Annotated in this window: 18 protein-coding genes, 1 pseudogene and 1 riboswitch; of the genes and pseudogenes, 11 read left to right on the top strand and 8 right to left on the bottom strand. The window is 63.5% G+C overall.

Features of this window, described 5'->3' with window-relative positions:
* Positions 1-21: 21 nt before the first annotated feature.
* From KW568_RS02550 to KW568_RS02595, 10 genes are all read left to right on the top strand, one after another.
* On the top strand, positions 22-687 hold the full coding sequence (locus KW568_RS02550) for a riboflavin synthase (protein WP_003255399.1): 666 nt from the start codon (positions 22-24) through the stop codon (positions 685-687).
* 18 nt (positions 688-705) lie between these two features.
* Positions 706-1,797 (top strand): bifunctional 3,4-dihydroxy-2-butanone-4-phosphate synthase/GTP cyclohydrolase II, encoded by a 1,092-nt coding sequence (gene ribBA / locus KW568_RS02555; RefSeq protein WP_003255398.1) that lies wholly within the window; start codon positions 706-708, stop codon positions 1,795-1,797.
* A 91-nt stretch (positions 1,798-1,888) separates the two neighbouring features.
* Positions 1,889-2,365, top strand: coding sequence for a 6,7-dimethyl-8-ribityllumazine synthase (gene ribE, locus KW568_RS02560; protein ID WP_003255395.1), 477 nt, complete (start codon positions 1,889-1,891; stop codon positions 2,363-2,365).
* Positions 2,362-2,862, top strand: a complete 501-nt coding sequence (nusB, locus tag KW568_RS02565; RefSeq protein ID WP_259537543.1) for a transcription antitermination factor NusB — start codon at positions 2,362-2,364, stop codon at positions 2,860-2,862. Before ribE ends, nusB begins: the two co-directional genes overlap by 4 nt.
* A gap of 18 nt (positions 2,863-2,880) precedes the next feature.
* A complete protein-coding gene (thiL, locus tag KW568_RS02570; protein WP_003255392.1) occupies positions 2,881-3,849 on the top strand; it encodes a thiamine-phosphate kinase in 969 nt (322 codons plus the stop codon).
* Positions 3,846-4,349, top strand: a complete 504-nt coding sequence (locus KW568_RS02575; RefSeq protein WP_003255391.1) for a phosphatidylglycerophosphatase A — start codon at positions 3,846-3,848, stop codon at positions 4,347-4,349. Before thiL ends, KW568_RS02575 begins: the two co-directional genes overlap by 4 nt.
* Positions 4,350-4,365: 16 nt before the next feature.
* Positions 4,366-5,109 (top strand): ABC transporter substrate-binding protein, encoded by a 744-nt coding sequence (locus tag KW568_RS02580; protein ID WP_003255390.1) that lies wholly within the window; start codon positions 4,366-4,368, stop codon positions 5,107-5,109.
* A 181-nt stretch (positions 5,110-5,290) separates the two neighbouring features.
* Positions 5,291-5,908 (top strand): GTP cyclohydrolase II, encoded by a 618-nt coding sequence (ribA, locus tag KW568_RS02585; RefSeq protein WP_003255389.1) that lies wholly within the window; start codon positions 5,291-5,293, stop codon positions 5,906-5,908.
* Positions 5,905-6,324, top strand: a complete 420-nt coding sequence (locus KW568_RS02590; protein ID WP_003255388.1) for a hypothetical protein — start codon at positions 5,905-5,907, stop codon at positions 6,322-6,324. The genes ribA and KW568_RS02590 overlap by 4 nt, the downstream gene beginning before the upstream one ends.
* Positions 6,324-7,136, top strand: a complete 813-nt coding sequence (locus KW568_RS02595; protein ID WP_003255386.1) for a cobalamin-binding protein — start codon at positions 6,324-6,326, stop codon at positions 7,134-7,136. Before KW568_RS02590 ends, KW568_RS02595 begins: the two co-directional genes overlap by 1 nt.
* Here the strand turns inward: KW568_RS02595 and KW568_RS02600 are convergent.
* From KW568_RS02600 to ribB, 5 genes and pseudogenes are all read right to left on the bottom strand, one after another.
* Positions 7,114-8,984 (bottom strand): annotated as a pseudogene (locus tag KW568_RS02600) (TonB-dependent receptor domain-containing protein). The gene KW568_RS02595 and the pseudogene KW568_RS02600 sit on opposite strands and share 23 nt — an antisense overlap.
* Before the next feature lie 486 nt (positions 8,985-9,470).
* On the bottom strand, positions 9,471-11,366 hold the full coding sequence (gene dxs / locus KW568_RS02605) for a 1-deoxy-D-xylulose-5-phosphate synthase (RefSeq protein ID WP_003255384.1): 1,896 nt from the start codon (positions 11,364-11,366) through the stop codon (positions 9,471-9,473).
* A 176-nt stretch (positions 11,367-11,542) separates the two neighbouring features.
* Positions 11,543-12,430: a (2E,6E)-farnesyl diphosphate synthase gene (gene ispA / locus KW568_RS02610; RefSeq protein ID WP_004577210.1), complete on the bottom strand. Its 888-nt coding sequence runs from the start codon at positions 12,428-12,430 to the stop codon at positions 11,543-11,545.
* On the bottom strand, positions 12,427-12,669 hold the full coding sequence (locus tag KW568_RS02615) for an exodeoxyribonuclease VII small subunit (RefSeq protein ID WP_003255380.1): 243 nt from the start codon (positions 12,667-12,669) through the stop codon (positions 12,427-12,429). Before KW568_RS02615 ends, ispA begins: the two co-directional genes overlap by 4 nt.
* Before the next feature lie 165 nt (positions 12,670-12,834).
* A complete protein-coding gene (gene ribB, locus KW568_RS02620) occupies positions 12,835-13,485 on the bottom strand; it encodes a 3,4-dihydroxy-2-butanone-4-phosphate synthase (protein ID WP_003255379.1) in 651 nt (216 codons plus the stop codon).
* Positions 13,486-13,565: 80 nt separating this feature from the next.
* Positions 13,566-13,707: riboswitch (FMN riboswitch) on the bottom strand.
* Between the two features lie 149 nt (positions 13,708-13,856).
* Between ribB and KW568_RS02625 the strand changes: the two genes are divergently transcribed.
* Positions 13,857-14,837 carry a zeta toxin family protein gene (locus KW568_RS02625; RefSeq protein WP_033726968.1) on the top strand — a complete coding sequence of 327 codons (981 nt, stop codon included), beginning with the start codon at positions 13,857-13,859 and terminating at the stop codon, positions 14,835-14,837.
* A 21-nt stretch (positions 14,838-14,858) separates the two neighbouring features.
* Here KW568_RS02625 and KW568_RS02630 read toward each other — a convergent pair whose 3' ends face one another.
* The 3 genes from KW568_RS02630 to KW568_RS02640 form a co-directional block, all read right to left on the bottom strand.
* A complete protein-coding gene (locus KW568_RS02630) occupies positions 14,859-15,752 on the bottom strand; it encodes an alpha/beta hydrolase (RefSeq protein WP_003255375.1) in 894 nt (297 codons plus the stop codon).
* A gap of 100 nt (positions 15,753-15,852) precedes the next feature.
* Positions 15,853-17,181: a sensor histidine kinase gene (locus tag KW568_RS02635; RefSeq protein ID WP_003255374.1), complete on the bottom strand. Its 1,329-nt coding sequence runs from the start codon at positions 17,179-17,181 to the stop codon at positions 15,853-15,855.
* Positions 17,181-17,873 (bottom strand): response regulator transcription factor, encoded by a 693-nt coding sequence (locus KW568_RS02640; RefSeq protein WP_003255373.1) that lies wholly within the window; start codon positions 17,871-17,873, stop codon positions 17,181-17,183. Before KW568_RS02640 ends, KW568_RS02635 begins: the two co-directional genes overlap by 1 nt.
* Positions 17,874-17,968: the final 95 nt, after the last annotated feature.

The raw sequence follows: 17,968 nt of genomic DNA on the forward strand, positions 1-17,968 counted from the left end.
ACCGTTTTTGAGGAAGACCCCATGTTCACCGGCATCATCGAATCCATCGGCACCATCCGCAGCCTGACTCCCAAGGGTGGTGACGTGCGCGTCTACGTAGAAACCGGCAAGCTCGACCTAGGGGACGTCAAGCTCGGCGACAGCATCGCCGTCAACGGTGTATGCCTCACGGCCGTAGAGCTGCCGGGTGACGGCTTCTGGGCCGATGTCAGCGTCGAAACCCTCAAGCGCACCGCCTTCATCGACCTCAAGAGCGGCAGCAAGGTCAACCTGGAAAAAGCCCTGACTCCCACCACCCGCCTGGGCGGGCACCTGGTCAGCGGCCACGTCGACGGGGTTGGCGAAATCATTTCGCGCAGCGATAACGCCCGCGCCATCCAGTTCCGCGTGCGTGCACCGAAGGAACTGGCCAAGTACATCGCCCACAAGGGTTCGATCACCGTCGACGGCACCAGCCTGACGGTCAATGAGGTCAATGGCGCCGAGTTCGAGCTGACCATTGTCCCGCACACTCTGTCCGAAACCATCATGGCCGATTACCGTGCAGGGCGTCGGGTAAACCTTGAGGTCGACCTGCTGGCCCGTTACCTGGAGCGCTTGCTGCTGGGTGACAAGGCCGCCGAACCGAGCAAGGGCAGTGGCATTACCGAAAGCTTCCTGGCCGCCAATGGCTTCTTGAAATCCTGATTGAGAAGGGGGTGCCGCGTGGCGCTCAACAGCATCGAAGAACTGGTCGAAGACATCCGCCAGGGCAAAATGGTCATCCTGATGGATGACGAAGACCGCGAGAACGAAGGCGACATCATCATGGCGGCCGAATGCTGCCAGCCGGAGCACATCAACTTCATGGCCAAGCATGCCCGTGGCCTGATCTGCATGCCGATGACCCGCGAGCGTTGCGAAACGCTGAAGCTGCCGTTGATGGCACCGCGCAACGGCTCGGGCTTCGGCACCAAGTTCACCGTGTCGATCGAGGCCGCCGAGGGCGTCACCACCGGTATTTCCGCCGCCGACCGCGCCCGCACTGTGCAGGCTGCTGCTGCCAAGGACGCCAAGGCCGAAGACATTGTCAGCCCTGGTCACATCTTCCCGCTGATGGCCCAGCCAGGCGGTACGCTGGCGCGTGCCGGCCACACCGAAGCCGCCTGTGACCTGGCGCGCATGGCCGGTTTCGAGCCAAGTGGCGTGATCTGCGAAGTGATGAACGACGACGGCACCATGTCGCGCCGCGCCGAACTGGAAGTGTTCGCCGCCGAGCACGGCCTGAAGATCGGCACCATCGCCGACCTGATCCACTACCGCATGATCCACGAGCGCACCGTGCAGCGTGTTTCCGAGCAATCGGTGGAGAGCGAGCTGGGTGAGTTCAACCTGGTCACCTACCGTGACGCGGTCGAAGGCGACGTGCACATGGCCTTGACCTTGGGCAAGATCTGCGCCGAAGAGCCGACCTTGGTACGGGTACACAATATGGACCCACTGCGTGACCTGCTGCTGGTCAAGCAGCCAGGCCGCTGGAGCCTGCGCGCGGCCATGGCCGCAGTGGCCGAAGCCGGCAGTGGCGTGGTGCTGCTGCTGGGGCACCCGCTGGACGGCGACGTGCTGCTGGCGCACATCCGCGAAAGCGCGGGCGATGCACCGGCCAAGGCACCGACTACCTACAGCACCGTGGGGGCCGGTTCGCAGATCCTGCGCGACCTCGGTGTGCGCAAGATGCGCCTGATGAGTTCGCCGATGAAGTTCAACGCGATATCCGGATTCGATCTGGAAGTTGTAGAATACGTGCCCTCCGAGTGACTTGAGGCGGCATTGACGCCCTCTGCTCGAGTCCAGACCCCTGTCGAGGCCGCTTGTATGCGGCCTCGCTCTTGAAGATGAGAATATCGGAATGACCCTGAAGACCATCGAAGGTACCTTCATCGCCCCCAAAGGTCGCTATGCTTTGGTGGTTGGCCGCTTCAACAGCTTCGTTGTCGAAAGCCTGGTAAGCGGTGCCGTTGATGCCCTGGTACGCCACGGTGTCAGCGAAAGCGACATCACCATCATCCGTGCCCCGGGTGCATTCGAGATCCCGCTGGTGGCACAGAAGGTCGCCCAGCAAGGCGCCTACGACGCGATCATCGCCCTGGGCGCCGTGATCCGTGGCGGTACCCCGCACTTCGAATACGTGGCGGGCGAGTGCACCAAGGGCCTGGCCCAGGTGTCCATGGAGTTCGGTGTTCCGGTGGCCTTCGGCGTACTGACCGTCGACTCCATCGAGCAAGCCATCGAGCGTTCTGGCACCAAAGCCGGCAACAAAGGTGCTGAAGCTGCCCTGTCCGCACTGGAAATGGTCAGCCTGCTGGCGCAGTTGGAGGCCAAGTGATTAGCGACGAAAGCGATCGTTTCAACCCGCGCGATCCAAAACCTGCGGATGCCGGCAAGCCCTCGAAGAGCGCCAAGCGCCGCGAAGCCCGCAAGCTCGCGACCCAGGCCCTCTACCAGTGGCACATGGCCCAGCATTCGCTGAACGAGATCGAAGCGCAGTTCCGGGTGGATAACGATTTCACCGATGTCGACGGTGCCTATTTCCGCGAGATCCTGCATGGGGTCCCGGCAATCAAGGGCGAAATCGACAAAGCGCTGGTGCCTTGCATGACCATCGCACTGGAAGAGCTCGACCCGGTCGAGCTGGCCGTGCTGCGTCTGTCCACCTGGGAACTGATCAAACGCGTCGACGTGCCGTACCGCGTCGTGATCAACGAAGGCGTGGAGCTGGCCAAGGTCTTCGGTGCCACTGACGGCCACAAGTTCGTCAACGGCGTGCTCGACAAGCTAGCCTTGGCGCTGCGTGAAGCAGAAGTCAAGGCGAACAAGCGCTGATCCTGGCGCTGCCTGGTCATGGGTGAGTTCGAGCTGATCAACCATTACTTCGCCGCTGCGCCCTGTGCGCAGGGCGGCGAGGGCGTGGCGCTGGGTATCGGCGACGACTGTGCCCTGCTGGACCTTCCCCCCGGTGAGCAACTGGCGGTGTCGACCGACACCCTGGTCGCCGGGGTGCACTTTCCTGCTGTTTGCGATCCGTTGCTGCTTGGCCAGCGATCGTTGGCTGTGGCGGCCAGTGACTTGGCAGCCATGGGCGCGACTGCAATCGGCTTTACCCTCGCACTGACCCTCCCTGACGTTGGCCCTGACTGGCTGGCGGCCTATGCCAACGGCCTTGGTCGCATGGCCCACCGTTGCCGCATGAGCCTGATCGGTGGTGACACGACGCGCGGCCCCTTGAGTATCACCGTCACCGTGTTCGGCCGCGTGCCGGCTGGCCAGGCCTTGCGCCGCAGCGGTGCAAGGCCGGGTGACCTGTTGTGTGTCGGCGGTTCGCTGGGCAAGGCCGCCGGTGCCTTGCCCTTGGTGCTGGGCGAGCGCGAGGCGCCTGCCGCGCAGGCCGAGCCGCTGCTGGCCCATTACTGGTCACCGATGCCGCAGCTCACCCTCGGTGCCCTGCTGCGTGGCCGGGCCACGGCGGCGCTGGACATCTCCGACGGGCTGCTCGCCGACTGTGGGCATATTGCCAAGGCATCCGGTGTCGCGTTGGAGGTGAACCTGGCGCAAGTGCCAGTGTCTCCTGCTCTGGAGGCCTTCCTCGGCCGTGAAGCCGCCGTGCAGGCGGCGCTTACCGGTGGCGACGATTACGTACTGGCCTTCACCTTGCCACCCGAGGCGCTGGCGCCCTTGGCAGCCTTCGATTTTATCGAAGTGCATACCGTCGGTCGTGTGCTCGAAGGGCAAGGCGTGACCTTGCGCGACGCACAGGGCCAGGACATAACCCCCGTCCAGCGGGGCTATCAACACTTTAGGGAGAGACCGTGACCGATCACCCCAACCAGGTGCCTGCGGAGTTCGTTCCGCCTTCGGTCTGGCGCAACCCGTGGCACTTCATCGCTTTTGGCTTCGGTTCTGGCACCTTGCCCAAGGCGCCAGGTACCTGGGGCTCGCTGGTGGCCATACCGTTTATCCCGCTTTGGCAGATGTTGCCCGACTGGGGATACTGGCTGTTGCTCGGCGTGAGCATGCTGTTTGGCTTCTGGTTGTGCGGCAAAGTTGCCAATGACTTGCGTGTACACGACCATGAAGGCATTGTCTGGGACGAGATTGTCGGCATGTGGATCACCCTCTGGCTGGTGCCGGAGGGCTGGCAGTGGCTGTTGGCAGGGTTCCTGATGTTCCGCTTCTTCGACATCCTCAAGCCGTGGCCGATCCGCTGGATCGATCGTCATGTGCACGGGGGCGTCGGCATCATGCTCGACGATATCCTGGCCGGCGTGTTTGCCTGGCTGGGCATGCAGGTTCTGGTGTGGGCGGTTGCCTGAAACAGGGAGTGCGTGAATGGCCGTAAGGACTGTACTGCTGGCAATGCTGCTGAGTATTGCCCCGTGGGTAACAGCTGCCGAGGGCATCCCGAAACAGATCCATCTGGTTAGCGAGGAGTGGCTCGACTACACCAATGCCGACGGTACCGGGGTGGCCTGGGATGTGCTGCGCAAAGTGTTCGAGCCGGCCGGCGTCGAGGTGGTTACCCAGAGCGCGCCCTACAGCCGGGCGGTTGGCCTGGTCAAGCGCGGCGAGGCTGATGCCTGGGTTGGCTCGTACAAGGAAGAGAACGACGACAACCTGTACCCGCGCTGGCACTTCGACATGGACCACATCTATGCCCTGGGGCTGGCCAGCAAACCTGCGCCTACCCTGGATACCATCGGCAAGTACCGGTTGGCTTGGGTGCGTGGTTATGATTACGGCAGCTACTTGCCCAATGTGCACGAATTCCGCGAAATCCAGCGTCGCGAGGGCATTTTGCCGATGCTCGAGCACGACCGGGTGGACTACTACATCGACGCACTGACCGAGGTCGACTACGTGCTAGGGCAAGCCTCCCAGCCTGAGCGCTTCCGCCGTACCCACGTGGCCGAGTTGCCGTTGTACCTGGCTTTTGCCCGTAACGACCAGGCCAAGGCCCTGTGCGACCTGTTCGACAAGCGCATGAAGGAGCTGGTGCGTAGCGGCGAACTGAAACCGATTTTCGAGCACTGGAAACAGCCCTATCCGTTCAACGCGGGTAGTCACCCGCACTGAGGCTGAATACACCAAGGTACATCGCGGCCCCCTGTGGCAGCGGGCTTGTGATTGAGCGATGGCTTTTTAATAAGTATCGAACTTTTCGATCTTAAGCCACCGTATACAGCCAGCCCACATCCCCCAACCTGCTGATACAATCGGCCCACGAGAAATTTCCTACTTATTCCAGGAGCACAACGTGCCCGTCGTCTTTGTTGCCGCCTCTAAACTCCCGACGCCCTTCGCGACCTTCACCATGCATGGCTTTCTCGACGAAGCCACAGGCCGTGAGCATGTGGTGCTCAGCCTGGGTGATATCGCGGACGGCCAGCCGGTACTGGGGCGCCTGCATTCCGAGTGTCTGACCGGCGATGCACTGTTCAGCCAGCGCTGCGACTGCGGCTCGCAGCTGGAAGCCGCGCTGCAGGCCATCGCCCGCGAAGGCCGTGGGGTGCTGTTGTACCTGCGTCAGGAAGGCCGTGGCATCGGCCTGCTGAACAAGATCCGCGCCTACGAGCTGCAGGATGGTGGCGCCGACACCGTCGAAGCCAACGAACGCCTGGGCTTCGCTGCCGACCAGCGTGACTACGCCATATGCCTGCCGATGCTCGAGCACCTGGGCGTGAAGTCGCTGCGCCTGATGACCAACAATCCGCGCAAGGTCAAAGCCCTGACCGACATGAACATCGTGGTTGCCGAGCGTGTGCCGCTGCACACCGGGCATAACCCGCACAACCGCTACTACCTGGCGACCAAGGCCGGCAAGTTGGGCCACATGCTGGGCAACGAACACCAGGGCGAGGTGCCCCAGGCGTGACTCGCGCCGAGGTCAAGCGGCGCCTGGCGCTGGCCTGGTGGCAGTACCTGGCGGTGGGCCTGGTGCCGCTGCCAGTCATGGCTTGGGCCTTTGGGGGCGGTGATGCACTGATCCCGGTGTTGGCCATGCCACTGTTCATCGCCGGTGCGGCCACCATGTTCCTCAGCCTGCCGCGCTTCGGTGCCTACAAGCGCGCACTTATCGCCACCTCAAAGGTGCTCGGTACGGGCGAAGAAGCCGCTGCCTGGATCGAACTGGCGCGGGTGCGGCGCATGGCCATGCTGTATGCCTGCTTCCCGGCTTGGGTCGCCGCACTGTCGGTGCTGGTCGGTCTGGAGGCAGTGCCGCAGATCCTCCTCGCATTGTCTACCGTTGTAGTGCTGTACCTCTATCGCATTCCGCGCCAGCTGGGCTGATGCGACTGCTACCTGGCCTGCTGGCGTTGTTCGCCTGCACTGTACTGGCTGCAGAACCGCTGCGTGTCGTCAGTCTGGCCCCCTCGATGAGCGAGATCATGCTTGAGCTGCAGGCAGACGACCTGCTGGTGGGCGTGCTCGACGGTGGCGAACGGCCGGCTGCGCTGCGCCATTTGCCTTCGGTCGGGCGCCAAGGGCAACTGGACATGGAGCGCCTGCTCAGCCTGCGCCCCGACCTGTTGCTGCTGTGGCCAGGCAGTGTGCCACCGGCCCAGCGCGACCAACTCAAGCGCCTGGGTATGGCCACCTTCAGCGCCGAACCCCACGACATCAGCCAGCTGATCGAGCAGATCGAGGCCATTGCCGGGCGTATCGGGCGTGCCGAGCAAGGCCATTCCTACGCACGAGCCCTGCGTGAGCGGCTGCAGCAGCTGCGCCAGCAGTATCGGCGTGACGAACCCTTGCAGGTGTTTTATCAAGTCTGGGATCGGCCGTTGTACACGCTCGGTGGCCGACAGGTCGTGACCGACGCCCTGGCCGTGTGCGGGGCGCGCAATGTGTTCGCCGACCTTGGCCAGCCGGCGCCACAGGTGAATGTGGAGTCCGTGCTGCAGCGTAATCCGCAGGTCATCCTGGCAGCTGATGAGGCGCAACTGGCCAGCTGGAAGGCTTGGCCGCAGATTCGAGCGGTGGCTGATGGGCGCCTGCTGGTGGTGCCGGACAAAGGGCTGGAGCGCCCCAGCGGACAGATGATCGAAGCCACCGCCCGCTTGTGTGCGTTGCTGGACGCTAAAGCGCCGGTGTCCAGGTGATGCTGAAGAGCACAGTGCGGCCCTCTTCGCGGTAAGGGTGATACGCACCCTCGTAGCTATAAAGGGCGCGGCTGTAGCTGCGGTCCAGCAGGTTATCCAGCTTGGCTTCGAGTTTCAGTTCGTCGCTAGCCGCCCAACTGCCGCGCAAACCTAGCAGGCCATAGCCACCGATGCGGTTACGGTTGGCCTCATCGTCATAACTGCTGCTGACCGCCTGCCAGCTGGCACCCGCGCTGAAACGCCCGAACTCACGGTCTAGGTCCAGGCTCAAGGTGCGGCGGGCGCGGCGGGCGAGGGTGTGGCCAGTGTCGCGGTCGCGTGGGTCGATCAGCGCCAGGCCAAGCTGGCTGTGCCAGGCGCCCCATTGCTGCGCCAGCGCCATTTCCACGCCATTGATTCGTGCCGAGGCGACGTTACGGGGTATCGAGTCCTGGCCAAAGATGATCGCGTCGCGCAGGTCGGTGCGGTATAGCGAAGTCTCCAGCCGGCTCTCTGCAGTCAGCTGGCTGCGCCATTGCAGCTCGTAGCTTCTGGAGTGCTCTGGGTCCAGGTTCGGGTTGCTGAACTGTGGGTAATACAGGTCGTTGAACGTTGGCGCGCGGAAGCCTTCGCTGTAGGACAGCAGCACATCGTTGTGCGCGTTCAGCGGTACGGTCAGGCTGCCGCTCCAGGTGGTCTGGCCACCAAACTGTTGGTTGCGGTCATGGCGCACCCCCAGCTCAGTGGAAATCTGCTCGCCCTGGTAGCGGTGCTGGGCGAACACGGCACGGTTCCAGCGGCTGTCCTCAGTGAAGTCGGTACTGCCGTGTACGCGGTCTTCGTACCAGTCACCACCGATCAGTATGGTGTTCTGTTCGCCGAGGGCCAGGTCGTTCTGCCAGGTGGCTTGATCGCGGTAGGTGTTGAACACGAAACGCTCAGCGCTGAGCTTGTCGCGTTTGTCGTCTCGGTTCTCGCCATGGGCCAGTTCAAGGCGTGAATGCCAGGTTTCGGTGACCTGAACGTCAACGTAACTGCCCAGGCTGCTGACGCTGAAGTCGGTGTAGGGTTGTTGACCGAAACTCTCGAAGGTAACGGGGTCGAAGCCGCCGAACGGGTTGTCGTACTCGCTGCGCCCACGGCTGTCGAGCAGGTTCAGGCCGGCCTCGAAGCGCTCACCGAAGGTGTGGCTCAGGCTCAGGTTGAGGGCCTTGTTGCGGTAGGCGTCGTGGTCACCATCACTGTCGAAGGATGGCCCGGTCGAGTCGATGCCAGCAGTTTCGTCCAGGCTGGCGCCAAGGTTGAAGCGGGTCGTGTCGTTGCCGCCAGAAAGCCCTAGGCTGCGTTGGAATGTCTGGTTGCTGCCGGCGGCCATGCGCAGGCGTGGCTGCAGACCGGGGCCACTGCTGCGTCGGGTGAAGATCTGGATCACCCCGCCAATGGCATCGCTGCCGTACACCGCTGAGCGCGAGCCGCGCAGTACTTCGATGCGCTCGATCTGGTCGATGTCCAGAAACTGCAGGCCGCTGTCGCCCGAGGTGGCATTGGCGATGCGCACGCCATCGACCAGCACCAGGCTTTGCGCGGCCTTGGTGCCACGGATAAAGATGCCCGGCAGATACCACGGCCACCGGTAGGTGCCACTTGCACGCCCGGCACGCGGGAGAGCAGGTCGGTAACGCTGGTGGGTTGCAGGCGGTCGATGTCGGTGCGGGTGAAGACCGTGTTGGCAGCGCTGGTGGCGGTACGCGATTCGACCTGGCGGCTGGCGCTGATCAGCACGTCGGGGAGTTTGAGGGCGTCGTCGCGCTCAGCGGCCAGAAGGAATGTAGGGGTACAGAGAATCGTGGCACAGGCTAATTTTTTCATGGGCAGTTCCAAAGGATTTCCACAGCACTGTGCTGTCCCCCTAGGAGCGGGTTTACCCGCGAAAGGGCCGGCCCTGCTGGCCAATTTCCACCCGCCGTTCACCGTTGCCGGCGCTACCGTATTCGCGGGTAAACCCGCTCCTACAGTGAGCACACATCGGTGATCGGGCGCAGGCCGTCGTAGGAGCGGGTTCACCCGCGAAAGGGCCGGGCCTGCAGGCCAATTTTCACCAGTCGTTCACCGTTGTTGCCGCTACCGAATTCGCGGGTAAACCCGCTCCTACAGTGGGCACACATCGGTGATCGGTCGCAGGCCGTCGTAGGAGCGGGTTCACCCGCGAAAGGGCCGGGCCTGCAGGCCAATTTTCACCCGCCGTTCACCGTTGCCGCCGCTACCGTATTCGCGGGTAAACCCGCTCCTACAGTGGGCACACATCGGTGATTTGGCGCAGGCCGTCGTAGGCGCGGGTTCAGCCGCGAAAGCGCCCTAGAGCCCGAGCTTGACCATGCGGGCCTTCACCGAAGCCTCGATCCCGGCCGCATCCAGCCCGCACTCAGCCAGCATTTGCGCAGGCTTGGCATGCTCGACATAGATATCCGGCAGCCCCAGGTGCAGAAGCGGCTTGAGCACTGCCTGGCTGGCAAGGAACTCACCCACCGCAGCGCCCGCGCCACCCATGATGGCGTTTTCTTCAATGGTTACCAGCAGTTCATGGCTGCCTGCCAGCTCCAGCACCAGCGCCTCGTCCAGCGGCTTGACGAAGCGCATGTCGACCACCGTGGCGTTGATCTGTTCGGCCACTTGCATGGCCTCGGCCAGTTGTACGCCGAACACCAGCAAGGCCACTTTCTCGCCCTGGCGGCGGACCACACCCTTGCCGATCTCCAGGGGTTGCAGGTCACCGCTGATCGGCGCATTCGGGCCGGTACCACGCGGGTACCGTACAGCGGCCGGACCGTTGTACAGGTGGCCGGTGCTGAGCATCTTGCGCAGTTCGTTCTCGTCGCTGGGGGTCATCACCAGCATGCCCGGGATGCAGCGCAGGTACGACAGGTCGTAGCTGCCGGCGTGGGTCGGGCCGTCCTCGCCGACCAGGCCGGCGCGGTCGATGGCGAACAGCACGTCGAGGTTCTGCACCGCCACGTCGTGGATCAGCTGGTCGTAGGCGCGCTGCAGGAAGGTGGAGTAGATCGCCACCACCGGCTTGCTGCCCTCGCAGGCCATGCCGGCCGCCAGGGTCACGGCATGCTGCTCTGCGATCGCAACGTCGAAGTAGCGCTCAGGGTAGCGCTCGCTGAAGTCGACCAGGTCCGAGCCTTCCTTCATTGCCGGGGTAATGCCCACCAGGCGGTTGTCGGCGGCGGCCATGTCGCACAGCCACTGGCCGAACACTGCGGAGTATTTCGGACCGCTGGCTTTCTTCGGCGCAGCTGGCTTGTCGGCCGGCTCCAGCTTGGTAATGGCGTGATAGCCGATCGGGTCAATCTCGGCAGGGGCGAAGCCTTTGCCCTTCTTGGTCACCACATGCAGGAACTGCGGGCCTTTCAGGTCACGCATGTTGCGCAGGGTGGCGATCATGGTGGGCAGGTCGTGGCCGTCGATCGGGCCGATATAGTTCCAGCCCAGTTCTTCGAACAGTGTGCCTGGCACCAGCATGCCCTTGGCGTATTCCTCGGTGCGACGGGCAATTTCCCAGGCGCCTGGCAGTCGCGACAGCACTTTCTTGCTGCCTTCGCGCATGCTCGCGTAGGTGCGGCTGGAGAGGATCTTGGCCAGGTAGTTGGACAGGCCGCCGACGTTGCGCGAAATCGACATGTCGTTGTCGTTGAGGATCACCAGCATGTCGGCATTGACTTCCTGGGCGTGGTTCAACGCCTCGAACGCCATGCCGGCGGTCAGCGCGCCATCACCGATCACCGCGATCGACTTGCGTGCGCTGTTCTGCAGACGGGCAGCAATGGCCATGCCCAGCGCGGCGCTGATCGAGGTGCTGGAGTGGCCAACGCCAAAGGTGTCGTACTCGCTTTCGCTGCGGCGCGGGAAGGCCGCGATGCCGTCCTTCTGGCGCAGGCTGAGCATGCGGTTACGACGCCCGGTGAGGATCTTGTGCGGGTAGGCCTGGTGCCCTACGTCCCACACCAGCCGGTCGTCCGGGGTGTCGAACACGTAGTGCAGGGCGATGGTCAGCTCGATCACGCCCAGACCGGCACCAAAGTGCCCACCGGTCTGCCCGACGGTGTAGAGCAGTTCCTGGCGCAGTTCGTCGGCCAGCGTCTCCAGGTCGGCTTCGGCCAACCGGCGCAGGCCGGCAGGCGTGTCAGCGCGGTCGAGCAACGGCGTGACCGGGCGTTCGCGGGGGATCTCTTGAAACGTCGTGGGCATCAGGCGAGTCGTTATAGGTGTGTGAAGACGCGGCAGTTTACCCCATTGTGGGAAAAGTGCCCATTCGACCACAGGTTACGCGGTCCCCTGTGGGGGCGGGTTTACCCGCGAATGCGTCGGCAAATTCAAGATCGCATTCGCGGGTAACCCGCTCCTACAGGGATCGGTGAAGCTGTTTAGTTACGGCGTTCGACGATGTAACGCGCCAAGGCCCGCAGCGGTTCGGCCGTTTCGCCGAACCCTTGCAGTGCAGCCAGCGCCTGGTCGCGCAGTTCGATTGCATAGGCTTTGGCGGCTTCCAGGCCCAGCAGGGCCGGGTAGGTCGGTTTGTCACGCGCTATGTCTGCACCTTGGCGTTTGCCCAAGGTAGCAGTGTCGCTTTCCACGTCGAGGATGTCGTCCTGCACCTGGAATGCAAGGCCAATGGCCTGTGCATAAGTCTGCAGGGCATCCAGCTGCGCCGGTTCGGCACGGGCACTGGCCAGGGCGCCGAGGCGTACGCTGGCTTCGATCAGCGCGCCGGTCTTGTGCCGGTGCATGAACTCCAGCGCCTGCTGGTCCAGCTTCTGGCCCACCGAACCGAGATCGATCGCCTGGCCGCCAACCATGCCGGCCGGGCCGGCAGCTTTGGCCAGTACCTGAACCATGGCCAGGCGAATGCTGTCGATCTGAGGGCTCAGGCATGGGTCGAGCAGGGCACTGAAAGCCAGGCTCTGCAAACCGTCGCCCGCGAGGATTGCGCACGCTTCGTCAAACGCCTTGTGGGTGGTCGGCTGGCCGCGACGCAGGTCGTCGTCGTCCATGGCCGGGAGGTCGTCATGCACCAGCGAGTAAGCATGGATCAGCTCTACCGCGCAGGCTGCGCCGTTGGCCTGTTCGGCCGGGGCGCCCAAGGCTTCGCAGGCCGCATAGGCCAACAGCGGGCGCACGCGTTTGCCGCCGTTCATCACGCTGTAGCGCATGGCGGCGTAGAGGCGTTCCAGCTCTTTGCTCGGGGCGATGAACAGCGGTTCGAGGGCTGCGTCGACTCGGGCCTGGCAACTGGCCTGGTAGGTGCCAATCATGCTTCCGGCTCCGCGTCGAAGGGCTGGGCAGCCAGTTCACCGTCGCGCTCCAGCAGAATTTGCACCTTCTGTTCGGCCTGGGCCAGGGCGCCCTGGCAGTCACGGGTCAGGGCGATGCCTTGTTCAAAGGCGGCCAGCGACTCTTCCAGCGACAACTCGCCGTTCTCCAGGCGCTCGACCAGTGCTTGCAGGTCTGCGAGGGATTGCTCGAAATCGAGGGAGGCTTTTTTGCGGGCCATGGCGACTGTCTCGGTGGCATTCAGAACGGCGCGACACTAGCAGAGCGGGGCGGGGGGAGCAAACTTCCGGCAACTGCATCGGCTGATGCAGACCGATGGAGGAGCGGCCCTGTGTCGCGAAAGGGCCGCTCACACAAGGACCGCAAAGCGTCCCGGTTCGGTGGATCAGGCCGGCTCTGCTTCCCGTTCCAGCATCGCCTCACGGTACCGCGCCAGCTCCTCGATGGTCAGCACCGGCAAATTGTACTGCCGTGCATATACCGCCACCTGCTCGCCACGGGCCATGCTGCCATCGGGGTTCATCAGCTCGCACAAGACCGCTGCCGGGCGCAGGCCGGCCAGGCGCGCCAGGTCTACCGAACCTTCGGTGTGCCCACGGCGGGTCAGCACACCGCCATTGCGGGCGCGCAGCGGAAAAACATGCCCCGGGCTGACGATATGGCGCTGTTCGGCGCTGGAACGCAGTGCTGCGTCAATGGTGGTGATGCGGTCTTGGGCGCTAACCCCGGTGGTGATACCTTCGGCCGCCTCGATGGTGACGGTGAAACCGGTGCCGTGGCGGGCCTGGTTGTTCTGCACCATGGGTGCCAGTTGCAGTTCGTCGACGGTGGCTTCGTCCAGGCACAGGCAGACAATGCCGCTGCAATCGCGAATCATCATGGCCATGGTCTGCAGCGTAATGTTCTCGGCGGCGGCAATGATGTCCGCTTCGTCCTCGCGGTCGTCATCGTCGAGCAACAGTACAGGGCGCCCGGCCTGGAAGGCGGCGATGGCGGCGGAAACAGTGGGAAATTGCGTGTGGTGCTGGGTGAACATGAAACGCTCCTCGTGAATGATCGATGAACGTCTCGGGGCGAACAAAATGCGCGCGCAAGGGCGCCCGGATGGCCCCTGCATGACGCCTTCTTTCATCCGGACTATGACCGTCGGCTCTGGAGTTGCACCAGATCTGCTGACCCCCGACATGGTCGGGGCGCTCGCGGGCTCATCTTTCGATTTACCGCCGGTGGGGACTTACACCCCGCCCTGAAGACCGACCCAGCATACAGCACAGGGCCACCCCAGTGGCAACCCGCGGTTCTACTACCTTCGACGAGACTTGCAGCAGTAACCATCTACCCCTTTGCACTTGCCGCAGCGCTTACCTTCGTGACGGTCACATTGGCAAACCTAGGAAACGAACCGTCATGTCCTCTCTCTATCCTTTTACCGATACCGATCTCCATCTCGCATTCAGAAAGGTCGTCGACACTTTGTTCGACAAGAAGCGCGACTACGTCGACGGCGTGCTCAAGCCCAAAATGCTCATCATTGCCGGTACACAAGGCTCGGGTAAGACGTACTTGCTGGAAAACACGCTGCTGAAGAGCGGGCGCTACGACAATTATGTTCGCCTTTACGAAACCCATTTTCGTGAACTGCACCCTCATTATCGGGCGATGGAAGACAAAGGCGTGCTGCATGTCTATGAGCATACCGAGTCGTTCATCTGGCGACTGGGGGCCATGATTTGCACGTATGCGATGGAAAACAAATACAACATCATCATGGAGACCGCGCTCGACAGCCCTCATTTCGCTGATTTTCCACCTGAAGCCGCCCGGCAGGGCTATCAGAGCGAGGTCCATCTGATAGCGTGTCAGAAAGAGTTCAGCCACTGGTCGACCCTGGACCGTGTGGTCAACAGCGTTGGCAATCATGAGATCGAGCGTGTGGTCAGCCTGACGCAGATCGAAGAGGCGCAAATCAATGGCAGGTCCATCATCGATGCTTTCGAAAACGCCTGTATCGAGGTACCGGGTTCCGAAATCGTGATCTATCGACGTGGCCTGGAGACGGAAAAGAACAGCCTGCCGGTCTGTTACAGCACCTGTCCTGAAAAAGGGCTCCTCGTGCCCCAGCAGACCTACCAGGGCAGAGCATTCTTCCGCGGGGCAGACCTGAAGATCAACTTCAAGGTCCAGCGCAGTCCCCAGGCCGATTTCCCCTGTTCCTATATTCAGTATGCGCAGGTGGTGCATGCCGGCCTGCTGGGTTCGGAACACCGTCGGGCGATGGCCGAACTCAATTGCAAAACCCTCGGCCAGGCTCAGAGGCTGATGTCGCAGTTGCCTGTCGATGTCTACCGCGAGCTGTGCCTGTACGTGCTCAAGTACGCGCAACGTTGAGCCGGGCAGGCACAGGGCTGGTCACTGGCCAGACATGCCTTCGATCACCCTGCGCAGGGAGGCGCCCAGCATGGGCCCATGCCCCAGACCCTCGAAGCGCTCAAAGCGCACGTCGAGGCCTTTGATCGCGGCCAGATCTGCCGCCAGTTGGCGCGCAGGCAACTCGTCGTTCTCGTGCGGCGAACCATGCGGGCTGGCGGGCTCCTGCCCGCCGCGCATCAGCAACAGGTGCGGGCGCGCCTCGCCAAGGCGTGAGGGAAGCCCTTGCGCCTCCCGGACAATCACACCATCGCGCCACCACAGTGACGGGCTGGCAGCAGCGTAAAGGCTGAATTCGCCGGGGCAGGTAAACAGTGCGTGAAGCACAGCCAGGCCACCATAGGAGTGCCCCCACAGCGTCTGTCGTTGCGGATCGATCGGCGCCATAGCCGACACCATCGTGCGCATGCGCCCGGTCAGAAGCTTCAGGAACGCATCGACCCCGCCGCTGGGCTGGCCGGTCAGCGGATCACGCTGCTGCACCTGCTCCGGCAGCGCCGGGGTGTAGTCCAGCGTGCGGCCGGCCCTGTCGATGCGCAGTTCGGTCCGGTAACCCACCGCCACCAGCAGGGGCGCCTGGCCCGCGGCGAGCCTGTCCAGTTGCTGCTGATCCAGCGTCCCCAGTGCAGCATTCCCATCGAGCATCCACAGCACCGGGTACCCCGATGCTGGCGCTGGACGATTCGGCTTGCCAACCCACAGGCGGTAGTGACGCAGGCCATCGGCCGAGTCCAGATCAAGCTGGCTGAAGTGATAGGCCAGGTCCTGGCGCTGTAACACCGACGTGTCCATCTTCTGGTCATGCTCGGGCTGGGCCAGGACAAGAGGGGCCGCCAGGGCAAGTGCCAAGGCCAGCATCAGGGTCTTCTTGCTCATCGGGCGTCTCGTCAGGGCTTTGCAAGGAGCGCAAGGCTTGAGCGCCCAGATGATAACCAGTCCCGATCGAGCGTAAAGCGCATTAACTTTCTAAACAGTCTCAGGCCGCAGGCAAGGTCATGTGCAGGCACAGGCCCGGGTGCCCATTGCTGGCCCACAACCGCCCGCCTTGCAGTTCGATGGCGCGGCGGGCGATAGCCAGGCCCAGGCCGAAGCCTGCGCCACTGTCGGCCAGGCGCTGGTAGGGCTTGAAAATGCGCTCAAGGTCGGTATCCGGTACGCCTGGCCCTTGGTCGCTCAGGCGCAGGTGCCAGCATGCGCCCTCGCGCCAGCCATCAAGGCTGACCCGGCCTTCGGTCGGCGAGTGGCGAATGGCATTGCGCAACAGGTTTTCCAGGGCCTGGGCCAGACTGTCCAGATGGGCCTGCAGCAGGCAGTCAGTGCCAAGTGAACACGGCAGGCGCGCACGGTCCCAGCCGCTTTCGAAACAGACGTCCTCGCACAAGGCTTCCCACACGGAAAGCACCAATACCGGCTCGGTCGACAGGCTGGGTTGTTCGGTGTCCATCCACGCCAGGTCGAGGGTGTTTTCCAGCAACTTCTGCATGTCGGCCACCTCACGGTCCAGGCGCTCGCGCAACTGCGGCGGTGGCAAGTCGCTGTCATGGGCGATGCGCAGCCGCGCCAGCGGCGTGCGCAGTTCGTGAGACAGCGTGCGCAACAGCAGGCGCTGTTGCTCAAGGCTCTGGCGCAGGCGCCCGGCCATGTGCTCGAAGGCCTGAGCCAGTTCGCCCAGCTCATCACGGCGTTGCTGCAGGGGCAGGGCGGGGCTGTCAAGGTCATCGGCCCGCAGGGCGTCGGCGCGGTCGCGCAGGCGGTTCAGCGGCACGACAAGGTGCCGGTATAGCGCAAGGCCCAGCAGCAGGGCCAGCAGCGCGGGGGCAACGCCATGAGTCACCACATGGGTCCAGGGTGTCAGGCCTGTGGGTAGCAGCCGTTCGGGCAGTTGCAGCACCAGGCGGCCATGCTCGGGGTGTTGCGGAAATTCGATGCTGACGTATGGCAATTCATCCTGCAGGCGCCGGCTCATCGGCCAGTCGAGCTTGCGCATGAATGTCAGGTGGCTGGCTTCCTCGGCGCTCAGCGGGGTGATGCCAAGGCTCTGAAGGTGTGGACCTATCACGGCCACCCAGGTGTCCTCGGCCAGTGCCACCTGCTTGCGCCAGGCTTCGGTGCCGGCTGCGCCGTCCTGCTCCCACGCCTGTTCGGCCTGTTGAGCATAACGCGCCAGGTAGTCCTGGTCGGCCTGGGACAGAAAATAGGTACTGCGTTCCACCGAAAGGCCCCAGGTCCAGATGAGCCAGATCAGCAACAGGCAGAAGCTGACTTGCAGCAAGGCCAGTTTCCACAGCAACGGGTGGCGACGCATCAGGTCTGCTCCGTGTCGACCAGGATGTACCCTTGGCCACGCACGGCCTGGATCTGCAGGTGCTGGGCGTTGATGTCGGCCAGTTTGCGGCGCAGGTTGCACACATGCACATCCAGGCCTCGGTCCAGTCGGGTATAGGCCCTGTGCAGCACGGTCTGGTACAGGAAGGGCTTGCTCAACGCTTCGTCGGGGTGGGCCAGCAGCGTGACCAGCAAACGGAATTCGGAAGCGGTAAGGCCAGCGGCGTTGCCGTTGTGGATAACGTCCTGGCGGTCGTGGTCCAGCATCACCTCCCCCACGTCGGCACGCAGCGCCGTACCACGATCGAATGCCACGCGACGCAGCAAGGCATCTACCCGTGCGTCCAGCTCTGCCAGGCTGAAGGGCTTGGGCAGGTAGTCGTCTGCACCACGGGTGAAGCCGCTGATGCGATCCTGCTCGGCCCCTAGTGCCGACATCAGCATGACCGGCACGGCCTGCTGGCGGCGCAGGGCGTCGAGCAGGCTGAGGCCGTCGATGCCTGGCAGCATGATGTCCAGCAGCACCAGTTCGAACTGCGATTGCTGTATGGCATTCAGGGCCTGGGTGCCGCTGGCGCAGGCGTGCACCTGGAAGCCGCGGTTGCGGAAATGACGGTCCAGGTCCTGAAGCAGGCGTGGGTCGTCTTCGGCAAGGAGAAGTGAGGTGGGCACGGCGAGCCTTGATGAGAACTTTTATCAGTTGCGAATCATCCCACTGGCTGCAGGGAAAGGGCAACGGCTTGATGTGTTAAGAAGGTTAATCCTGC

The organism is Pseudomonas sp. HD6515, from assembly GCF_024971855.1.
GTDB lineage: Bacteria > Pseudomonadota > Gammaproteobacteria > Pseudomonadales > Pseudomonadaceae > Aquipseudomonas > Aquipseudomonas alloputida.